This is a genomic window from Bradyrhizobium betae (assembly GCF_050632175.1).
Lineage (GTDB): Bacteria > Pseudomonadota > Alphaproteobacteria > Rhizobiales > Xanthobacteraceae > Bradyrhizobium > Bradyrhizobium betae_B.
On sequence record NZ_CP192576.1, the window covers coordinates 2,002,517 to 2,019,658 of the forward strand.

Annotated in this window: 16 protein-coding genes and 3 pseudogenes; 5 read left to right on the top strand and 14 right to left on the bottom strand. The window is 63.3% G+C overall.

Going from position 1 to position 17,142, the window contains the following annotated elements; all coding sequences use genetic code 11:
* Positions 1–66 precede the first annotated feature (66 nt).
* The 3 genes from ACQ86E_RS09850 to ACQ86E_RS09860 all read left to right on the top strand — a co-directional run bounded on the left by ACQ86E_RS09850 (position 67) and on the right by ACQ86E_RS09860 (position 2,160).
* A complete protein-coding gene (locus ACQ86E_RS09850) occupies positions 67–1,179 on the top strand; it encodes an AI-2E family transporter (RefSeq protein ID WP_431205220.1) in 1,113 nt (370 codons plus the stop codon).
* 76 nt (positions 1,180–1,255) lie between these two features.
* Complete coding sequence (locus ACQ86E_RS09855; protein ID WP_014439653.1) at positions 1,256–1,627, top strand: DUF883 family protein; 372 nt, start codon at positions 1,256–1,258, stop codon at positions 1,625–1,627.
* A 77-nt stretch (positions 1,628–1,704) separates the two neighbouring features.
* On the top strand, positions 1,705–2,160 hold the full coding sequence (locus tag ACQ86E_RS09860) for a hypothetical protein (protein WP_431205221.1): 456 nt from the start codon (positions 1,705–1,707) through the stop codon (positions 2,158–2,160).
* A 14-nt stretch (positions 2,161–2,174) separates the two neighbouring features.
* Here the strand turns inward: ACQ86E_RS09860 and ACQ86E_RS09865 are convergent, their stop codons facing one another.
* The 3 genes from ACQ86E_RS09865 to ACQ86E_RS09875 are packed head-to-tail and all read right to left on the bottom strand — an operon-like array spanning position 2,175 to position 5,770.
* Positions 2,175–2,357: a hypothetical protein gene (locus ACQ86E_RS09865; RefSeq protein ID WP_431205222.1), complete on the bottom strand. Its 183-nt coding sequence runs from the start codon at positions 2,355–2,357 to the stop codon at positions 2,175–2,177.
* On the bottom strand, positions 2,354–3,568 hold the full coding sequence (locus ACQ86E_RS09870; RefSeq protein WP_431205223.1) for a PepSY-associated TM helix domain-containing protein: 1,215 nt from the start codon (positions 3,566–3,568) through the stop codon (positions 2,354–2,356). Before ACQ86E_RS09870 ends, ACQ86E_RS09865 begins: the two co-directional genes overlap by 4 nt.
* Positions 3,569–3,577: 9 nt before the next feature.
* Complete coding sequence (locus ACQ86E_RS09875) at positions 3,578–5,770, bottom strand: TonB-dependent siderophore receptor (protein ID WP_431205224.1); 2,193 nt, start codon at positions 5,768–5,770, stop codon at positions 3,578–3,580.
* Positions 5,771–6,350: 580 nt separating this feature from the next.
* Here ACQ86E_RS09875 and ACQ86E_RS09880 point away from each other — a divergent pair.
* On the top strand, positions 6,351–7,496 hold the full coding sequence (locus ACQ86E_RS09880) for an OpgC domain-containing protein (RefSeq protein ID WP_431205225.1): 1,146 nt from the start codon (positions 6,351–6,353) through the stop codon (positions 7,494–7,496).
* A gap of 128 nt (positions 7,497–7,624) precedes the next feature.
* Positions 7,625–8,254, top strand: coding sequence for a TetR/AcrR family transcriptional regulator (locus ACQ86E_RS09885; protein ID WP_431205226.1), 630 nt, complete (start codon positions 7,625–7,627; stop codon positions 8,252–8,254).
* Positions 8,255–8,265: 11 nt separating this feature from the next.
* Here the strand turns inward: ACQ86E_RS09885 and ACQ86E_RS09890 are convergent.
* From ACQ86E_RS09890 to ACQ86E_RS09940, 11 genes and pseudogenes are all read right to left on the bottom strand, one after another.
* A pseudogene (locus tag ACQ86E_RS09890) lies at positions 8,266–9,923 on the bottom strand (CHASE domain-containing protein).
* A gap of 297 nt (positions 9,924–10,220) precedes the next feature.
* Positions 10,221–10,843 (bottom strand): annotated as a pseudogene (ureG, locus tag ACQ86E_RS09895) (urease accessory protein UreG).
* Positions 10,844–10,882: 39 nt separating this feature from the next.
* Positions 10,883–11,611 carry an urease accessory protein UreF gene (locus ACQ86E_RS09900; protein ID WP_431206439.1) on the bottom strand — a complete coding sequence of 243 codons (729 nt, stop codon included), beginning with the start codon at positions 11,609–11,611 and terminating at the stop codon, positions 10,883–10,885.
* Entirely contained in the window at positions 11,592–12,218 is a 627-nt protein-coding gene (gene ureE, locus ACQ86E_RS09905) for an urease accessory protein UreE (RefSeq protein ID WP_431205227.1), read from the bottom strand. The genes ACQ86E_RS09900 and ureE overlap by 20 nt, the downstream gene beginning before the upstream one ends.
* 15 nt (positions 12,219–12,233) lie before the next feature.
* A complete protein-coding gene (locus ACQ86E_RS09910; protein ID WP_431205228.1) occupies positions 12,234–12,533 on the bottom strand; it encodes a putative quinol monooxygenase in 300 nt (99 codons plus the stop codon).
* Positions 12,534–12,656: 123 nt separating this feature from the next.
* Positions 12,657–14,372 carry an urease subunit alpha gene (gene ureC / locus ACQ86E_RS09915; RefSeq protein ID WP_431205229.1) on the bottom strand — a complete coding sequence of 572 codons (1,716 nt, stop codon included), beginning with the start codon at positions 14,370–14,372 and terminating at the stop codon, positions 12,657–12,659.
* Positions 14,373–14,409: 37 nt separating this feature from the next.
* On the bottom strand, positions 14,410–14,910 hold the full coding sequence (locus ACQ86E_RS09920; RefSeq protein ID WP_431206440.1) for an HD domain-containing protein: 501 nt from the start codon (positions 14,908–14,910) through the stop codon (positions 14,410–14,412).
* Positions 14,798–15,550 carry an endonuclease domain-containing protein gene (locus ACQ86E_RS09925; protein WP_431205230.1) on the bottom strand — a complete coding sequence of 251 codons (753 nt, stop codon included), beginning with the start codon at positions 15,548–15,550 and terminating at the stop codon, positions 14,798–14,800. Before ACQ86E_RS09925 ends, ACQ86E_RS09920 begins: the two co-directional genes overlap by 113 nt.
* A gap of 91 nt (positions 15,551–15,641) precedes the next feature.
* The gene (locus tag ACQ86E_RS09930) at positions 15,642–15,947 is read right to left on the bottom strand and encodes an urease subunit beta (RefSeq protein WP_431205231.1); all 306 of its coding nucleotides are present in this window, start codon (positions 15,945–15,947) and stop codon (positions 15,642–15,644) included.
* Between the two features lie 10 nt (positions 15,948–15,957).
* Entirely contained in the window at positions 15,958–16,260 is a 303-nt protein-coding gene (locus ACQ86E_RS09935) for an urease subunit gamma (protein WP_007605424.1), read from the bottom strand.
* A gap of 37 nt (positions 16,261–16,297) precedes the next feature.
* Positions 16,298–17,129, bottom strand: a pseudogene (locus ACQ86E_RS09940) (urease accessory protein UreD).
* Between the last annotated feature and the right edge of the window lie 13 nt (positions 17,130–17,142).

The window sequence follows — 17,142 nt, forward strand, 5'->3', positions numbered from 1 at the left end:
GAACTTGCCTTGGTGCGTTTTCACCTCACCAATGGGCGCCGGAGACCTCCGTGCGGGAGAGAAATTGTGCGCGTCCTTTCCAGTGAACGGCTACTTCCCGGCAATAGCGAAGGTACCCCCGTTCCGGGTAGCCATACCGAGCTGCCGCCGGTCATCCGCCGCACCGAGTTCGTCGCTTATGCGCTCGGCGGCCTGCTCCTGATCGCCGTGATCGCGGTGCTCTATTTTGCCAGGGCATTCTTCCTCCCCGTCGTGATGGCTGTCGTCGCCGGCACCATGCTATCGCCGGCCGCAAGCTTTCTCGAGCGGCGGCATGTGCCGCGAGCGCTCGGCGCGGTGCTGATCGTGATCGCGGTGACGACGGTGGTCGCCTTCGTCGTCGCACTGATTGCGGTGCCCGCCATGGAATGGAGCTCACGCCTGCCGGAGCTGGGCGCGCAGTTGAAGGAGAAGATGCACGTCTTCGACCGGCCGCTGGCCCTGTGGAAGGAGTTGCAGACCATGGTCGGCGGCTCCGAGGGGCTGCCGAGCCTTCCGCTGCCGAAAGCCGAATGGGTGCAACCGGCGCTGGAATTCCTCTCGCCGACCTTTGCCGAATTCCTGCTGTTCTTCGCCACGCTGATCCTCTTCATCGCGAGCTGGCGCGATCTGCGGCGCGCGATGATCATGAATTTCGGCGACCGTGACGCGCGCCTGCGCACGCTGCGGATCCTCAACGAGATAGAGGTTCATCTCGGCAATTACCTGCTGACCGTCACCGTCATCAATGTCGGCGTCGGAATTACCACGGGAATCGTCTGTGCGGTCACCGGCATGCCCAATCCGGCCGGGCTCGGCGCGCTTGCGGCTGCGCTCAACTTCATCCCGATCATCGGGCCGGTCGCGATGTTCGTCGTGCTCGCAGTGGTCGGGCTGGTCACGTTCCCGACCATCGGCGGCGGCCTGATGGCGGCGCTCGCCTTCGGGGGTATCACTTTCCTGGAAGGGCATTTCGTCACGCCGACCATTATCGGCCGCAGGCTGTCGCTGAACGCGCTGGCCGTGTTCATCGCGCTGGCGTTCTGGACCTGGCTGTGGGGGCCGATGGGCGCCTTCCTGTCGTCGCCGCTCCTGATCGTCGGATTGATCCTGAAGGAGCACCTGATGCCGGAAAATTCGCCGCAGCTTCCGCAGGGATGATGATTTTCCCGAACGGAACTTACCTCACAACGAAACGTTTTCCGCCCATCTCACCGCCAACAGTTCGGAGCCTCTCATGTCAATAACCGACAGCCAAGCCAGGATGAGAGATTGGACCGACAAAGCCACCGCAGAACGCCTCGAGAAGGATGTAGCAGCCGTGAAAAATGATATCGCCGCCCTCACCGATCAGATCACCGACGCACTCAACACCTTTGCCAACGCGACGGGCAAGCAGGCCCGGCGTGGTTACAAGCAGGCGCGCGAGAACATGGATTCGACCTTCGACGACATGTCCGAACGCGGCAGCGCCATGATGGGCGCGGCGCAGGACGCCTATGGCTCGATCGAAGAGACGTTGGAGGACACGATCACGCAACGGCCGCTTGCGACCGTTGGCATCGCGCTCGGCATCGGCTTCCTGATCGGCGCGATCTGGCGCCGTTAAGCGCGCTGTTATCGCGAGTTGACGGCGGCGCTGTGGCGCCGCCGCTATTGGCTTGTGGGGATTTGAGGAGCAAGTCCATGTTTCAACGCATTATCGACGGGATCAGCGCATCGACCGGCACGACGGTCCGGCTGACGTCGCTTGCCGCGGGCGCGGCACTCGCGCTGTTCATCACGACATGCTTCCTCTGTGCGGCCGCGTTCATTTCGGTGCTGGAGGTATACGGCCCGGTGCAGGCCTGCCTCGCAGGCGCCGGCATCTTCTTCCTGCTGACGCTGACCGCAGCGGGCTCCTATTGGGGCTACAGGCGCGAGATGCAGAAGCGCGCCCGGATCGCCGCGGAGCGTGCCGCGAAGTCTTCGGCGCAAAGCATGCTAGCCGACCCGATGCTGCTCGCAACGGGGCTTCAGATCGTTCGCGCCATCGGCATCAAGCGGCTGTTGCCGATCCTCGCAATCGGCGGCGTCGCGCTCGGCATCATGGCGAGCCGCGCCGGCGTCTCCGACGAGGCATCCGCCGAACCAGCCGAGTAACGACTGTCTTTCAGTCAGCCCCGGCTGCGGCCGATACAGATCGCGGCCACCACGAGCGGTGCAGCCAGCGCGACCCACGACAATGGCAGCCATACTCCCGTCTGGCCCAGCAAGGCAGATAGCAGGCCGAAGATACTCAGGGCCGCGAGCAAGGCCGGCCAGCGCCAGATCAGGCCAATCGAACGGTGGATGGTCATTCCGCCGCTCCCGGCGACGGCAGTGGAAGGACTGCCGCAGATCGTTGTTGCGTCTTCGCCGCCCGCGACCGCGCGAACCAGATATAAAGCCCACTGCCGAGCACGAAGATGGTGAAGAGATCCAGCAGGACCCAGATGATCTTCAGCGGCATGCCGCCATAGTCGCCGAAATGCAGGGGACGCGAGAGCTCCAGCGTACGCAGATACCAGGGCATGGTGACCGCGGACGTCAGCACGCCGCTTCTGGCATCGACCAGCACAGGACTGAACAGGCGCGAGGTCAACGGCTCCTTACCCTTGGTCCAGACCACATAATGAAAGGGTGATCCGAAAGGCGCGCCCGGATACACCACGCTGGTCGTGATCATGTCCGGGAATGCCGTCCTCACCGCGTCATACGCGGCTTGTGGTGAGGACAGTTCGGAGGTCTGTGGCACCGGCTTGCCTTGCAGCGGCGCCAGCATCGCGCGCACGTCGGTCTGCTGCCACAGTGCGAACAACGGCGTCGAGAGCTCGTTGATCACTCCGGTGGCGCCGACCACCAGCGCCCAGCCGAGCGTGGCGACGCCGAGCAGATTGTGCAAATCGAGCCATTTCAGCCGCCGCGAGCGGCTCGCGCGCACCGTGCCGAAATCAAGCTTGCGCATGAAGGGACCGTAAATTGCAATCCCGGAGACGATGGCCGCGATGAACAACAGCGCCATCGCGCCGAGGAACAATTCGCCCGGCAGTCCCATGAAGAGGTCGCTATGCAGCGTCAGCATCAATTGCAAAAAGGAGAGCCCATCTGCCCCGAACGGCCTTGTCTGTTTCAGCACGTCACCGGAGTGCGCGTCGAAGCGGATCGAGTGGAGCGATTTTCGGTTGGCGTTGAACGCCTCCCAGGAGCTCGCCATGTAGACCATGATCTTCGGTTCGTCGTCGTCGACGAATACGGAGATGATGGTCTCGCCGGGGTACATCTTCCTGCTAGCATCGACGACCCGGTCGAGACTGACATTGGGCGTGTTTTCCGGCACCTGCGCGTAGGGCAAGGCATCTTCGAGCAGGCCATTGATCTCCTCTCGCAACACCAGCGGCAGACCGGTAGCGCAGATCAGGAGCAGGAACAGCGTGCAAATCAGGCTCGACCATTTGTGCACGAAGAGCCAGCGCCGCAGCGCCGGCTTTCGCTCATACACACGTCCATCGAGGACCGCCTGCTCGCTCATCTCGTCCCCCTACCAGCGGTAACGTAGCGTCGCAATCACGTTGCGGCGGAGACCGTAGTAGCAACCGAAGTCCTGGCAGTAGGTCACATAGGCCTTGTCGAACAGATTGGTGGCGTTGACCTGCGCCGAATAGCCCTTGAACATCGGGCCCAGCGCCGAGAAGTCATAATGGATCGCCGCATCGAACAGCGTCACCTCAGGCACATAGAACGTGTTGGCCGTATTACCCGGAAGCTCGCCAATGTAACGAACACCGCCGGACAGGCCGAAGCCGTCGAGCGCGCCGCCGCGGAAGGTGTAGTTCGCCCAGACCGAGGCGGAATTCATCGGAAATCCGACCGGATGCTTGCCGAATTGCGCGGCGTTGTTGGTCTTGGTCACGACGTTGTCGAGATAGGTGTAAGAGGCCAGCACCGTCAGTTCGCGATTGACCTCGGTCTTGGCTTCGAACTCGATGCCGCGCGACCGGACCTCGCCGGTCTGGACGCGCGCGGTCGGACCGTGTGTCGAGTCGGGGTCCGGCGTCACCACGTTCTGCTGGACCAGGTCGAACGCCGCAATCGTGTAGAGCGATTTATCGTTGGGCTGGTACTTAATACCCACCTCGCCCTGCTTCCCGGTCGTCGGCACGAACGGCCGGTTGAAGAAATCCGTGCCGGCGGTCGGCTGGAACGACTCCGTGTACTGGATGTAGGGCGCAACGCCGTTATCGAACTTGTAAAGCAGCGCGCCGCGCTTGGTGACCGCGGTGTCCGACTTCGGGGCGATCGTGGTTACGTTCGATGCGAGTGACGTGCTATCGGTGCGGGACTGTGCGAGGTCGTGGCGGATGCCGAGCAGCGCGACCCAGTGATCATACTTGATCTGGTCCTGGATGTACTCGCCGACCTGGTCGATCTGCTGGCGGTTCCTGGTCGTGAACGGCACTGGCCCGAACGGCGTGCCATAAACCGGATTGAAGGCGTTGATCGGCGGAACCACTGCAACCGTGCCATTGAGGGTCTTGTCGACGCCGTTGCGATAGTCGATGCCGACGAGCAAGGTGTGCTCGATCGGGCCGGCATGGAACTTTGCCTCGGCCTGGTTGTCGACGGCGACGGAGCGGATGCTTTCCTGTGTCGTGTAGGCACCGCGCGTCATGTTGGTCGGGTCAGTGCCGGCGTTAGGGGACACCACCGCGAAGTCGGTGCTGAGATCGGTGTAGCGCAGGTTCTGACGGACTTTTACGCTATTGTTGAAGCTATGTTCGAACAAATAGCCGACCGAGCCATAGGTGCGGTCGGTCTTATCGAAACCCGGCTCGCCCGAATAGAAGCTGGTCGGAATGAAACTACCCTTGAAGGGCGTGATGGTGCCGATGCCACCCGGCAGCAGTTGATTGTAGAAACCGGCCTTGGGATCGCGCTGATAGGTACCGAGTACCGTCAGCGTCGTGTTGTTGTCCGGGCGCCAGGTCAGCGACGGCGCGATCGAGATGCGCTGGTAATCCCCGTGATCGACCTGGCTGCCGACGTCGAAGCCCGACGCCGTGAAGCGGTAGAGAAACTCCTTGTTCTTGTCGATCGGTCCGGAGAGATCAACGCCCGCCTGCAGGCGGTTGTAGCTGCCGGTGGAAACGAACATCTCGTGATAAGGCTCGAGCGTCGGCCGCTTCGAGACCATGTCGACCAGTCCGCCCGGAGACGATTGGCCGTACAGGATCGAAGCGGGGCCGTGCAGGACTTCGACCCGCTCAAGATTGAATGGATCGACCAGCGAATAGGCGAAGATGCCGAAGTTCAGGAGCCGCAGCGAATCCAGATATTGGTCGGCGAGGAAGCCGCGGACATAGACGGCATCGGTGCGGGCATCGGCGCCCGCGAATTCGCCGCGCGTGCCCGGCGTATACCGCACTGCCTGCGCGATGCTCTGGGCGCCCTGGGCCTGTATCTGATCCTGGGTCACGACCGAGATCGCGGCCGGGGTCTCGATCAGCGGCGTATCGGTTTTTGTGCCTGTGCCGCTACGCGTGGCGACCACTCCGTCGACATGGCCGAAAGCCGATTCCTTGCCCGCACCGGCGCCGGACGCGGCAGCAGTACCAGCCGGCACATTCGCGCGCACCGCCGTTCGCGCACGCAATGCGCTGCTGCGGCTCCGCGACGATACCGCACGCGCCCGCTTGGGAGCTTCGCGACTCTCGACCACGACCGGGCTCAGCACGGTTGTCGAACCTCCCGCTGCCGATGATTGTGCCGCGGCCTCACCCACACCAAAGACCAGAACGATCGAACCGACGGCCCTCATGAGCCGCAAGCGCCCCACTTCCAAAACGCCCACTGCAATTCCCCAACTTCCAACGGCGGCGCACCGCCGCAGTCGTTCGAGAAATTACCGCAGGGGTTCAATGCAGCGTGCTGGAAAGCCTCCAAACTAGAGATTTTCCATTTCTAACTTTCGGAAGCAGCGCAACGGAATACAAAGCACTGCATGGCAGGGGCGCTGCGCCGTGGATTGTCGCATGGGACTGGCCCTCATTCCGGCCGCGAGAGCGTGCGAGCGCCGAATCAGGCTTTTGTCCAGCATAGCGATCGCCGTCACGCAGTCCGAGGACATGGTCGCTTCCCTTGCCGAAAGTTGCGTGACAGTCGTGTGGCGCGCGACCGCGAGAGCTCAGCAGGCCAACGTGCGTAATTTTGCGCCGATCGGGATAAATCCGGCTGTGCTCACGCAAACGCTACTCGGATAGGCAGGTGGTTGCCGCTAAAAGCAGCGCCCCTGATTCCAAAAGTCATTTTCCGCGATGAAACCGTCGGTCAAGGCGAACCTCGCCGCATTCCATCACGACGCCAGGCTCTATCTGACGCTCGGCATTGCCAACTGGTCGGTATTCGTCGACCACATCCCGAATAACGTCGTCAACTTGCTGACGCTGCGAAACTTCGGTTTCAGCGGCGCGGCAGACCTGTTCGTGTTCGTGGTGGGTTATGGCGTCGCCATCATCCACGGCAGGATGGCGCTGGAGCGCGGCTATCTCGTTGCCGCGACACGCATCTTCCGTCGCGTCTGGCGGCTCTACGCCGCCTATGTCGTGCTGTTCGTGATCTACATCGACACCATCGCCTATGTCGCCCGGCAATCGAAGGCACCGGAGATCATCCACGAATACAACATCTCCGGCATTCTCGAGCACCCGCTACGCATCCTGATCCGCGGCCTCGTGCTGCAGGAAGAGCCGCTGAACCTCGACCTCCTGCAATTGATGATCCCGTTGATGGCGTTCTTTCCGCTTGCGCTGTGGGGGCTGTTGCGGCGGCCGAACCTGACGCTTGCGGCGTCGGTCGTGCTGTATCTCGCGGCACGCTGGTTCGACTGGAATTTCCGGGTCTACCCGGATGAGCAATGGACCTTCAACCCGCTGTGCTGGCAGATGCTGATGGTATTGGGTGGCTGGTTCGCCGTGACGGGCGCGTCAGGCCGCGCGTTGCATAACATGACCTGGCTGCGTCTCCTGGCAGGCGCCTATATCGTCTTCGCGATGGCCGTCACCTTGATGCGCAATTCGCCGGCGCTATCGGACCACTTGCCGGACGTTCTCCTCAACAGCATCGCGCCGACCGACAAGGAAAACCTCGCACCCTATCGCGTGGTCCATTTCCTCGCGCTTGCCTTCATCGCGACCCATCTCATTCCGGCCGATCACCCGGGCCTGAAGTGGCGGCCGCTCCAGGCATTGATCACATGCGGTGAGGAATGGCTGGCGGTCTTCTGCGTCGCCGTGTTCCTGTCGTTCGCCGGGCATCTGATCCTGATCACCGGGGCGAACCTCGTGGTGATGCAGATCGCGGTGAGCCTCGTCGGTTTCGCGGCGATGACCGCGGTCGCCTATTATATTTCCTGGTCGAAGCGGCAGGACCTTCCGGCGGCCTTGCGGCAGCAGGCAGGATGAACCTTACGTTTCGATGGAATCGGAACGGGACTCTGGATTCTCGTTCGCTCGAAGGCGGTCCAGCGAAATAATCGTGCGATTCTGTGCTAGGCCGAAAGCTGTGGCTGCGCTATGCCGAATGGCTTTGCATGAGAGGAGCGGGCCTGGCGATGGTGAAAGGCGGGGGTGATGAGGCCGATAGCGCGCCCCGGCGCGGCCGGCCGCGGTCGATCGAGACCACCAACGCCATCCTCGAAAGCGCCTATGCGCTGATGGCCGCCACGGGCCTTGCCGCCACCACCATCGACGCTATCGCACGCCACTCCAGCGTCTCCAAGATGACGATCTACAAATGGTGGCCATCTCGAGAGGCGCTGTTGATCGACGCCTTTCTCCACCACGCTGCGCAGATGTTGCCGTTGCCGCCTGCGAGTACCGGCACGCCCGCGGCGCGCACACGTAGCCATGCCGCGGCCTATGCCGAGGCGCTCCAGGACGAATTCGGCAAGGTCCAGCTCGCCGTCATTTCAGAATGCATTTCGAAGACCGGCTCGGCGGAGCTGTTCTACGCGCGCTATCTGCAATTCCGCCGTGACGCGCTGGTCGAGATGATCGCCGCCGGCCAGAAGGACGGCAGCATTCTGGCGGAGGGACAGCCAGAGGATCTCTACGACGCGATCTACGGCAGCCTGTTCTACCGCTACGTCTTCGGCATCGCGCCGATCACGCCGGCCTATGCGCGCACCCTGGTCGATCTGGTTCTGCGGCCGAAAGACTAGAAGCGTACCATCTATCGTGCGGGTTTCACCGGCTGCGAGAGCTTTTCCGTGCGGTCGCGCTCGGTCATGTCGACCACCGTCTCCATCGGCGCGGTCAATTCATAGACGTAGGAGACGTCGGTGAAGAAGCGCTTGGCGGTGCCGCCGAGCGCTTCCGGCGCGACACGGTCGAGCAGGATTAGACCAAAATCGGAATCCGGGCGCCGCGTCGCCTCGCTGGTGTTGAACTCCTCCCAGCGGAAATGGAAGACCTCCTCGGTCCCCTCGCCCGTCACCGTCCAATTGGCCGTGATGTGCGGATGCTTGCCGACCAGCGACAGGCCTTCGTCGGAGTGCGAGGCAAGCTCGAAGAACAGCAGCGACAGGCTCTGCGCCGCGCGCGCGCTGACGGCGATATTCGGGCCGGTGACGGCGATGCGGTCGGCATGTGGAATGGCGCGCGCCTCGAACAAGCCCTTCAGCTTGACCCCTGCCACTGGCTCTCGCTGAGCAGCGAGACCACATTGGACATTGCGTGGATGCGGCCGATCAGCAACTCGCGCGCGACGTCCATGTCCGAACCGTGACGCAGGGTACGCGTCACGATCGACTGGATCACTGCCAGAATATTCTTGACCCGGTGATTGAGCTCGTCGATGACCGCGGTCAGGCGGCGCTCGAAGCCGATCCGCACCTGGATTTCCCGGCTGAGCCGCAGATTGTTGTAGGCGACATAGCCGAACAGTCCGCACACCATCGCGGTGATGGCAAAACCGATCGCCGCCACGATAATTGCGGTTTGTTCGGCGCGCCGCGCCGAATTGGTCTTCGCGTAATAGCCGAGCTGCCAGTCGCGCCCGCCGAAGCTGACCGTGCGCATCGCCGATGGCGCCGGCCCATCGGTCGTCGCCGCTCGCGCAGAAATTACGCCCCGGTCGTTCGCAACGAGCTCGCCGCCGTCCTTGCGCGGATCCTTGAGGGCGACCGCAAACAACGACATGTCGTCGTTGGTCAGCATCAGCGATGCGAGCTCATAGGAAAACGTGATGAAGCCGACGGGCTCGGTCGCGCCTTCGGGAATGACGGGGGCGGCGACGATGATGCCGACCGGGCCGTTGCCGCGCAGGAGCGGCACCGGGTCGGAGGCGACCGACCTCTTCTCGATCCTCGCGCGAGCCAGCATCGCGCTGCGCACCGGGTCCTGATCATAACTGCGGCCGGGCAGCGCCTTGGTCTCGTCGCTGCGCGGCTCGAGGTCCATCAACACGTCGATCGGCCGGGTCAGGCTCGCGGGATCAATCGGCTTGTCATCGTAGCCACGAATCTGCGGCTTCGGGAAGCCCGCGGCCGCGATCGCAGCCTGTGCCGCGGTCAGTTCGTTCGGCTGAAGACGCGCGAGCCAGCCGGCCACCACGAAATCGGTCTTGAAGGCATAGATGGCCGAGCGCAGCGGCTCCAGCATGTTCGGCTTGAGCACGGACGGCGCGCGGAACAGGCCTGAGGCGACGCGCGCGAGCAGCTCACGCTCCGTCAGCCGGTCCTGGACCAGGCTCGCATGCACGTCGATTGCGCGCGCCAGCGCAATCCGGTCCAGAGCCAGCTCCTGGTCGTGAACACGATAGGCCGCGAGCCCGGAGAGCAGAACCCCGAGCAGAGCGATGAAGCCGATGATGAATCCCAGCCGGACCAATTGACTACTCAGGCAAAAGCAGCAGGTCGGCAATAAACATGGAGCATGTCAACGCCGCTCGAACGGGCCTGTGCCGAAACAGAGAGGACCCCAGTACCGGAGATAATGAAGGAGGAGGCATCAGTACGCAACTTCGGTTGCCTGAAAAGCTTAATCCGTCCGGCCGATGGTCCGGCCATGACGGCTTTGCTTCGGGCAACGGAGGTAGTTAATCGCCGTGTCCGAAATTTGTTCCGCAAATGCGGCCTTCCCCCTGGCTTCTGCGGCGGAAAACGCCTGCGCCATGTCGTCGCGTCATCAGCCGGCCCGTTTCAAGCCACCTTTCGCCTCGATGAAACCCACGATTTGCTCAAGCCCCTCGCTTTTTTCAGGTTGGTCATGACAAAGGGGCGCGCCCCGCGCATCCGTCTGGCGTCCGTGTCCATTTTCTCCAGCGAGGCGCCGACATGGGGCGCGAGGTCGATCTTGTTGATGACCAGAAGATCTGACCGGGTGATGCCGGGGCCGCCCTTGGACGGGATCTTGTCGCCGGCGGCGACGTCGATGACGTAGATGGTAAGGTCGGCCAGCTCCGGGGAAAAAGTGGCAGCGAGATTGTCGCCGCCGGATTCGATCAGTACGAGATCAAGTCCGGGGAATTTCGCACGCATGTCCGCGACCGCGGCGAGATTCATCGAGGCGTCCTCGCGAATCGCAGTGTGCGGGCAGCCGCCGGTCTCGACGCCGGCGATACGATCAGGCGTCAGCGAGCCCGAACGCACCAGGAACTCCGCGTCCCATTTGGTGTAGATGTCGTTGGTAATCGCGGCGATGTCGTAGCGTTCGCGCATGGTCTTGCAGAGCAGGTCCATCAGCGCGGTCTTGCCGGATCCGACCGGGCCGCCGACGCCGACACGCAAGGGGCCGTGAGATTTCGACATGTCACTTGCTCTCTCTTGGTGAGTTGAACGCCGCATCGCTCACGAGCGAAACAGCCGCGTATATTGCGTCTCGTGCCGGAGACTCGCGAGATCGGCGCGAAACGTCGCGCCGCCGAGATCGTCCAGTGTCGCATTCAGCGCTCGGGTGGCGGTCGCGGCGACCGCGGCTTCCAGCTTCACCAGCACGCGCTGGCTGTCGGTCTGGCCCAGCGGAATGAGACGGCTCGCCGCGGAGATCCAGTTCGAGACCAACGCATGCAGAAAGGCGTGCAGGGTCTGGGCCAGCGGCACGCCGTGCATCGCCGCAACCACACCGACGGCGACGGGATAGACCAGCGGCGTGCCGCATGCCGCGACCATCGCATCGAGGCCTTCCGAATCCCATGCCGCGCGAGAGATCTCGATGAAGGCGCGGCCCTGCGAGGTCGTCTCGAGCTGCCGCTCGCGCGACGGCACGAAGGCGGCGGCGAGTTCGGCGATATCGCTTAAGGTGCTCTCCTCGCCGGATTCGGCGGCCCGGTAAGCATGAACCAGGAACGTCGCATCGCAGAAGCCCGAGCCGTCGCCGAGCATCGCGTCGAGCCAGTCAGCGAGCGTCGCAATGTCGGTGATATCGCCCGCCTCGACCGCCCATTCGATCCCACTGGAATAGGAGAAGCCGCCGACGGGAAACGCCGGCGACAGCCAGGTCATCAGCCGGTACAGCGCCGCCGCCTCGCGCTCGGCGAGGTCACCGGCACGAACCGGCTCATTTGTGGTCATGAGCATGCTTGTGGCCGTGGTGATGGTCGGGATGGTCGCAATGCTCGTCGTGAGGGTGGTGGTGATCGTGGCCATGGTCATGCGCGGCATGGTCATGGCCGTGATGATCATGGTGACCGTGCCCGTGATCATGATGAGCGTGGTCGTGGTGGGCATGGTCGTCGTGCCCAGGCGCATGGCCGGCGTCGGCATAGGCGCCGCCTTCCGGATCGAACGGCGCCTCGATCTCGACCACGCGCGCGCCGAGGCCTTTCACCATGGCCTCGATGACGTGGTCACGGCGGATGCGCAGGCTCTTGGCCATGATCTGCGTCGGCAAATGGCGGTTGCCGAGATGCCAGCCGACGCGGATGAGATGATGCGGATCGTGGCCGCGAATCTCGAGCAGCGGCTCGGGCGCCGCGACCACTTCGACCAGCCGGCCGTCTTCCAGCACCAGCGCATCGCCACCGCGCAGCGCGACGGCATTCTCCAGATCGAGCAGGAATTCGAGCCCCCGCGTTCCCGTCATCGCCATGCGGCGGCGGTGCCGATCGTCGAAATCGAGCACGACCGTATCCGCCGGCGTCTCCGTGAAACGGTGCTGTCCCCTGACCTGCGTCGCCCGGATCATTTCGTTGATATCCTTTTAACGGACTTCGACCTTTTCAGGCGTGATCACTTCGATCTTCGGCGGCGCCGTAAAGCACTTCACCGCGACGCGGCCGAAGGTCTTCATGTGCTCCATGCCACGATGCGGCACCAGTGCCTCGGCATTCTCCCACTGCTCGACGAACACCATCTTGGCCGGATCTGTGACGCTCTCATGCAGGTCATAGGCGATATTGCCGGGTTCTTTCCGCGTCTCCTTGATGCAGGCGGTGGCGGCTGCGATGAATTCGGCGCGCGTCTCGGGCTTGATGGTCAGGGTGGCAACGACGTAGATCACGAGAATCCTCCCGGCTTTTCTTCTGGGTTACGATAGCGGCCGGACCTTAGACCAGCCGGGATCGAACGCAAAACCGGAAAATCCGTCCGGATCTGCACCGCGGACATGCGTCCAGGCGCTATTTCAGTACATGAAATATCGCTGCGCCATCGGCAGCACCTCGGCCGGCGCGCAGGTGAGCAATTCACCGTCGGCGCGGACCTCATAGGTCTCCGGATCGACCTCGATATTGGGCGTGGCGTCGTTGTGGATCATGCTCTTCTTGGAGATCCTGCCGCGGGTGTTCTGGACCGCATAGAGCTTCTTGTCGATGCCGAGCTTGCGCGCTAGCCCGCCGGTGATCGCGGCCTTCGAGGTGAACACCACCGAAGACGCCGTCCGCGCCTTCCCGAAAGCGCCGAACATCGGCTGGTAGTGCACCGGCTGCGGCGTCGGGATCGAAGCGTTGGGATCGCCCATCGGGGCCGCCACGATCATACCACCCTTGACGATGCAGTCCGGCTTGACGCCGAAGAACGCCGGCGACCACAGCACGAGATCGGCGAGCTTGCCCTTCTCCACCGAGCCGATCAGCTTCGACACGCCGTGCGCGATCGCCGGGTTGATGGTGTATTTGGCGATGTAACGCTTGACACGGAAGTTGTCGTTGTCCCTGCCCTTGTCCTGCGGCAACGATCCACGCTGCTTCTTCATCTTGTCGGCGGTCTGCCAGGTCCGGATGATGACCTCGCCGAGGCGGCCCATGGCCTGGGAATCCGACGACATCATCGAGAGCGCACCGAGATCGTGCAGGATGTCCTCGGCCGCAATCGTCTCCTTGCGAATGCGGCTCTCGGCGAACGCCAGGTCCTCCGGGATCGAGGGATCGAGATGGTGGCACACCATCAGCATGTCGAGATGCTCGTCGATCGTGTTGCGCGTGAATGGGCGGGTCGGATTGGTCGAGGACGGCAGCACGTTCTTGAGCCCTGCGACCTTGATGATATCAGGGGCATGACCGCCGCCGGCGCCTTCGGTGTGAAAGGCGTGGATGGTGCGGCCCTTGAAGGCCTTGATCGTATCCTCGACGAAGCCGGACTCGTTCAGCGTGTCGGTGTGGATCATGACCTGGATGTCGTAATCGTCGGCCACCGACAGGCAGTTGTCGATCGCAGCCGGCGTCGTGCCCCAGTCCTCATGCAGCTTCAGCGCGCAGGCGCCGGCCTTGATCATCTCGACCAGCGCGGCGGGCCGCGAGGCGTTGCCCTTGCCGGAGATGCCGAGATTGACCGGGAAAGCGTCGAACGACTGGATCATCCGCCCGATGTGCCACGGCCCCGGCGTGCAGGTGGTGGCGAAGGTGCCATGCGACGGGCCGGTGCCGCCCCCGAGCATCGAGGTGACGCCGCTCATCAGCGCGTGCTCGATCTGCTGCGGGCAGATGAAATGGATATGGCTGTCGAAGCCGCCGGCGGTGAGGATCTTGCCTTCGCCCGCGATCACGTCGGTGCCGGGGCCAATGATGATGGTGACGCCCGGCTGGATGTCGGGATTGCCGGCCTTGCCGATGGCCGAAATCATGCCGTCCTTGATGGCGACATCGGCCTTCACGATGCCCCAGTGATCGACGATCAGCGCATTGGTGATGACGGTATCGGCCGCGCCTTGCTTGTTGGTGACCTGCGACTGCCCCATGCCGTCGCGGATCACCTTGCCGCCGCCGAACTTTACCTCTTCACCATAGGTGGTAAAATCCTTCTCGACCTCGATGATGAGATCGGTATCGGCCAGCCGCACCCTGTCGCCGGTGGTCGGGCCGAACATGTCGGCATAGACGGAACGTTTGATCTTCACGGACATCACAAGCCCCGTTTGATTTTGAATTTCTGATCAGCACTCACAGCGAAGCCCTCGCCGTTCGCGCCATGTTGTCGAATGTCTTATCGAGCCATGGATTGTCGCCACGGCAGCCGGCGACCACTTGCTCGGCCCAGCCCGTGTAGTCAACGAGGTCGTCGCACTCCTCGGCTGTCGGATCGGAATGAACGCGCGCGCCGATATTGCTGATCTTGTCGGCGATCTTGATCAGCCTGGCGCTCGCCGATTTCTTCGGCGCATCGACCACCTGCCGCCGGCGCCGCTCGGCCTTCGGCAGGCTCAGGTCGTCGGTGCACTCAACGACCAGGGAAGCGACGCGATCCGAGAATTTTTCCGCAAGCTCCTCGCGCGTGGTCTCGGTGTCCTCGATGGCGTCATGCAGCCAGCCGGCCGCCACGAGCTCAGCATCAGCTCCATCGGTCGCCGTCGCCAGAAGGCGCGCCACCTCCGCGAGATGGTTGATGTAAGGCTCGTTCCCCCGCCCCTTGCGCGCCATGCCGTTGTGCCGGCGCGCGGCCAGCTCGGCGGCTTCGGAAATGAGGCGAACGGCGGGGAGCATGACGATCACAGCACTCCCCGATGACAACACCCCCGAACGATACGGCCTCGCAAGATGACTTGCGTCGGAGTTCGTGGCTTACCCCTCTCCCCAACCCTCCCCCGCAAGGGGGAGGAAGCCTGACGAATGTGCTCACCTGACGAAGCATCATGGCTCCTCCGATGTGTCGGCATCGGAAGTAAGGGACGCACTGGCGGAAGGGTTCCCTCCCCCTTGCGGGGAGGGTTAGGGAGAGGGGTGCCGCTTGCTCCGCGGCCTTGAGAATGGAAAGAACAACGCCCTCGAGATTTTTCATCACGTCATCATTGGCGAAACGAATCACGCGATATCCGCGCGATACGAACCATTGGTCTCGTCGTTCATCGTGGTGGAGACGTTCTTCGAAAGTGTGGCTCTCGCCATCGAGTTCAACGACAAGCTTGCATGAGTGGGCAATGAAGTCCGCGATATAGGGACCCATGGGAGTCTGACGGCGAAAGGCTAGGCCCGCGAGCCAATCTGCCTTCAGATGGCGCCACAACAACGTTTCCGCGCGAGTCATCTCGCGTCGCAATCGCTTCGCGCGGGTTCTTTGCAACCGAGGGACCTCGTCGTGCGGCATACCCCTCTCCCCAACCCTCCCCCGCAAGGGGGAGGGAGCCCGACCGGCGTGCTCACCTCACTGTGGATCACGGCGCTCGCCTCGACTTAATTCACAGCTTCCCCATCACGTCGCCACGGAAACCATAGATGGTCTTCTTCCCCGCCACCGCGACGAGCTGGACGTCGCGGGTCTGGCCGGGCTCGAAGCGGACGGCGGTGCCGGCGGCGATGTCGAGGCGCATGCCGCGGGACTTCTTGCGGTCGAATTTCAGCGCCGGGTTGGTCTCGAAGAAATGGTAGTGCGAGCCGACCTGGATCGGACGGTCGCCGGTGTTGGCCACCGTCAAGGTCACGGTCTTGCGGCCGGCGTTGAGCTCGATCTCGCCGTCCTTGATGAAGAGTTCGCCGGGGATCATGCTCTCGCTCCTACCTGATCGGTTCGTGCACGGTGACGAGTTTGGTGCCGTCCGGAAACGTCGCCTCGACCTGGATGTCGTGGATCATCTCGGGGATGCCCGGCATCACCTGGTCGCGGGTGAGAACCTGCGCGCCCGATTGCATCAGTTCGGCGACGGTGCGTCCGTCGCGCGCGCCTTCGAGGATGAAATCGGAAATGATCGCGATCGCCTCCGGATGGTTGAGCTTGACGCCGCGATCCAGCCGGCGACGGGCCACGATGGCGGCCATCGAAATCAGAAGCTTGTCCTTTTCGCGGGGAGACAGGTTCATGCGAAATCTCTTCCGTTCAACACTTCAATTCAGCCGGTCAATTCAGCCACAGCCGCGGCAGCGCCGCACCGGTGCGCGCCAGCACGGCCATCATGTCGGCGCGCAGGCGCGCCGCATCTTGGGCACAGAACCGCGCCATTGCAAAGCCATTCCAGGCGGATATCCCGACTTCGCCGGAGAAGGATTCCGACGCTTCGCGGATGCGCTCGACCAACGCCTCGTCGCCGGGAACGATCAGCGCCGTACCGATCGCGGCACCGCCATCGGCCACCGCCGATCGTCCAAGTTTCGCACCGATATTGCCCTCGAGCTCCGACAGTCTCGGCGAACACCAGCTTGCCGCCGCGGGAGAGCCGCCAGCGGTCGACGAACTCGCCCTGCTCCATCCGCTCGCCCATGGCGGTGCGGCCGAACACGACGATCTCGCAGAGCAGGAGCGAAGCGGCGTCATCGAGCGCGATATCGAAGCGGCGATGAACCCGGGCGCGATCGAATAGAATCGTCTCCTGCGGCAGCCAGCCGAGATGCGCGCCCGCGCCGACCTTCAAGGAGATACCGAGCTGTGCCGCGCTCCCGGGCGCTCGATAGACCTTCTCGGCCGCCGCCGTGGTCAATGTCAGCCGCGAGCCTTCAGCCGCTGTGATGTCGACATCGAAACTGTCGCCGCCGGCAACGCCGCCAGCCGTATTGACGAACACGCCGGAGAGTCCCTCTCCTTCCGGCGACGGAAAACGCACGCGCAGGGAGCCGGATTCATGCAGGACGCCGCGCCGCGTCACGCCATCGCGCGCGTGGACGTCGAAGCGCACAGCGCCACGGGCGCGATTGGCTTCGAAAACTCCTGATGTGACTGACAGGTCGTTCCGCATCCGCCTCCCCAGC

What these genes read in the sequence shown, in the direction of transcription:
- ACQ86E_RS09855 (WP_014439653.1), top strand. Translation starts at nt 1,256, where the DNA reads ATGTCAATAACCGACAGCCAAGCCAGGATGAGAGATTGGACCGACAAA.
- ACQ86E_RS09860 (WP_431205221.1), top strand. Translation starts at nt 1,705, where the DNA reads ATGTTTCAACGCATTATCGACGGGATCAGCGCATCGACCGGCACGACG.
- ACQ86E_RS09865 (WP_431205222.1), bottom strand. Translation starts at nt 2,357, where the DNA reads ATGACCATCCACCGTTCGATTGGCCTGATCTGGCGCTGGCCGGCCTTG.
- ACQ86E_RS09870 (WP_431205223.1), bottom strand. Translation starts at nt 3,568, where the DNA reads ATGAGCGAGCAGGCGGTCCTCGATGGACGTGTGTATGAGCGAAAGCCG.
- ACQ86E_RS09880 (WP_431205225.1), top strand. Translation starts at nt 6,351, where the DNA reads ATGAAACCGTCGGTCAAGGCGAACCTCGCCGCATTCCATCACGACGCC.
- ACQ86E_RS09885 (WP_431205226.1), top strand. Translation starts at nt 7,625, where the DNA reads ATGAGAGGAGCGGGCCTGGCGATGGTGAAAGGCGGGGGTGATGAGGCC.
- ACQ86E_RS09900 (WP_431206439.1), bottom strand. Translation starts at nt 11,611, where the DNA reads ATGCTCATGACCACAAATGAGCCGGTTCGTGCCGGTGACCTCGCCGAG.
- ureE (WP_431205227.1), bottom strand. Translation starts at nt 12,218, where the DNA reads ATGATCCGGGCGACGCAGGTCAGGGGACAGCACCGTTTCACGGAGACG.
- ureC (WP_431205229.1), bottom strand. Translation starts at nt 14,372, where the DNA reads ATGTCCGTGAAGATCAAACGTTCCGTCTATGCCGACATGTTCGGCCCG.
- ACQ86E_RS09925 (WP_431205230.1), bottom strand. Translation starts at nt 15,550, where the DNA reads ATGCCGCACGACGAGGTCCCTCGGTTGCAAAGAACCCGCGCGAAGCGA.
- ACQ86E_RS09930 (WP_431205231.1), bottom strand. Translation starts at nt 15,947, where the DNA reads ATGATCCCCGGCGAACTCTTCATCAAGGACGGCGAGATCGAGCTCAAC.
- ACQ86E_RS09935 (WP_007605424.1), bottom strand. Translation starts at nt 16,260, where the DNA reads ATGAACCTGTCTCCCCGCGAAAAGGACAAGCTTCTGATTTCGATGGCC.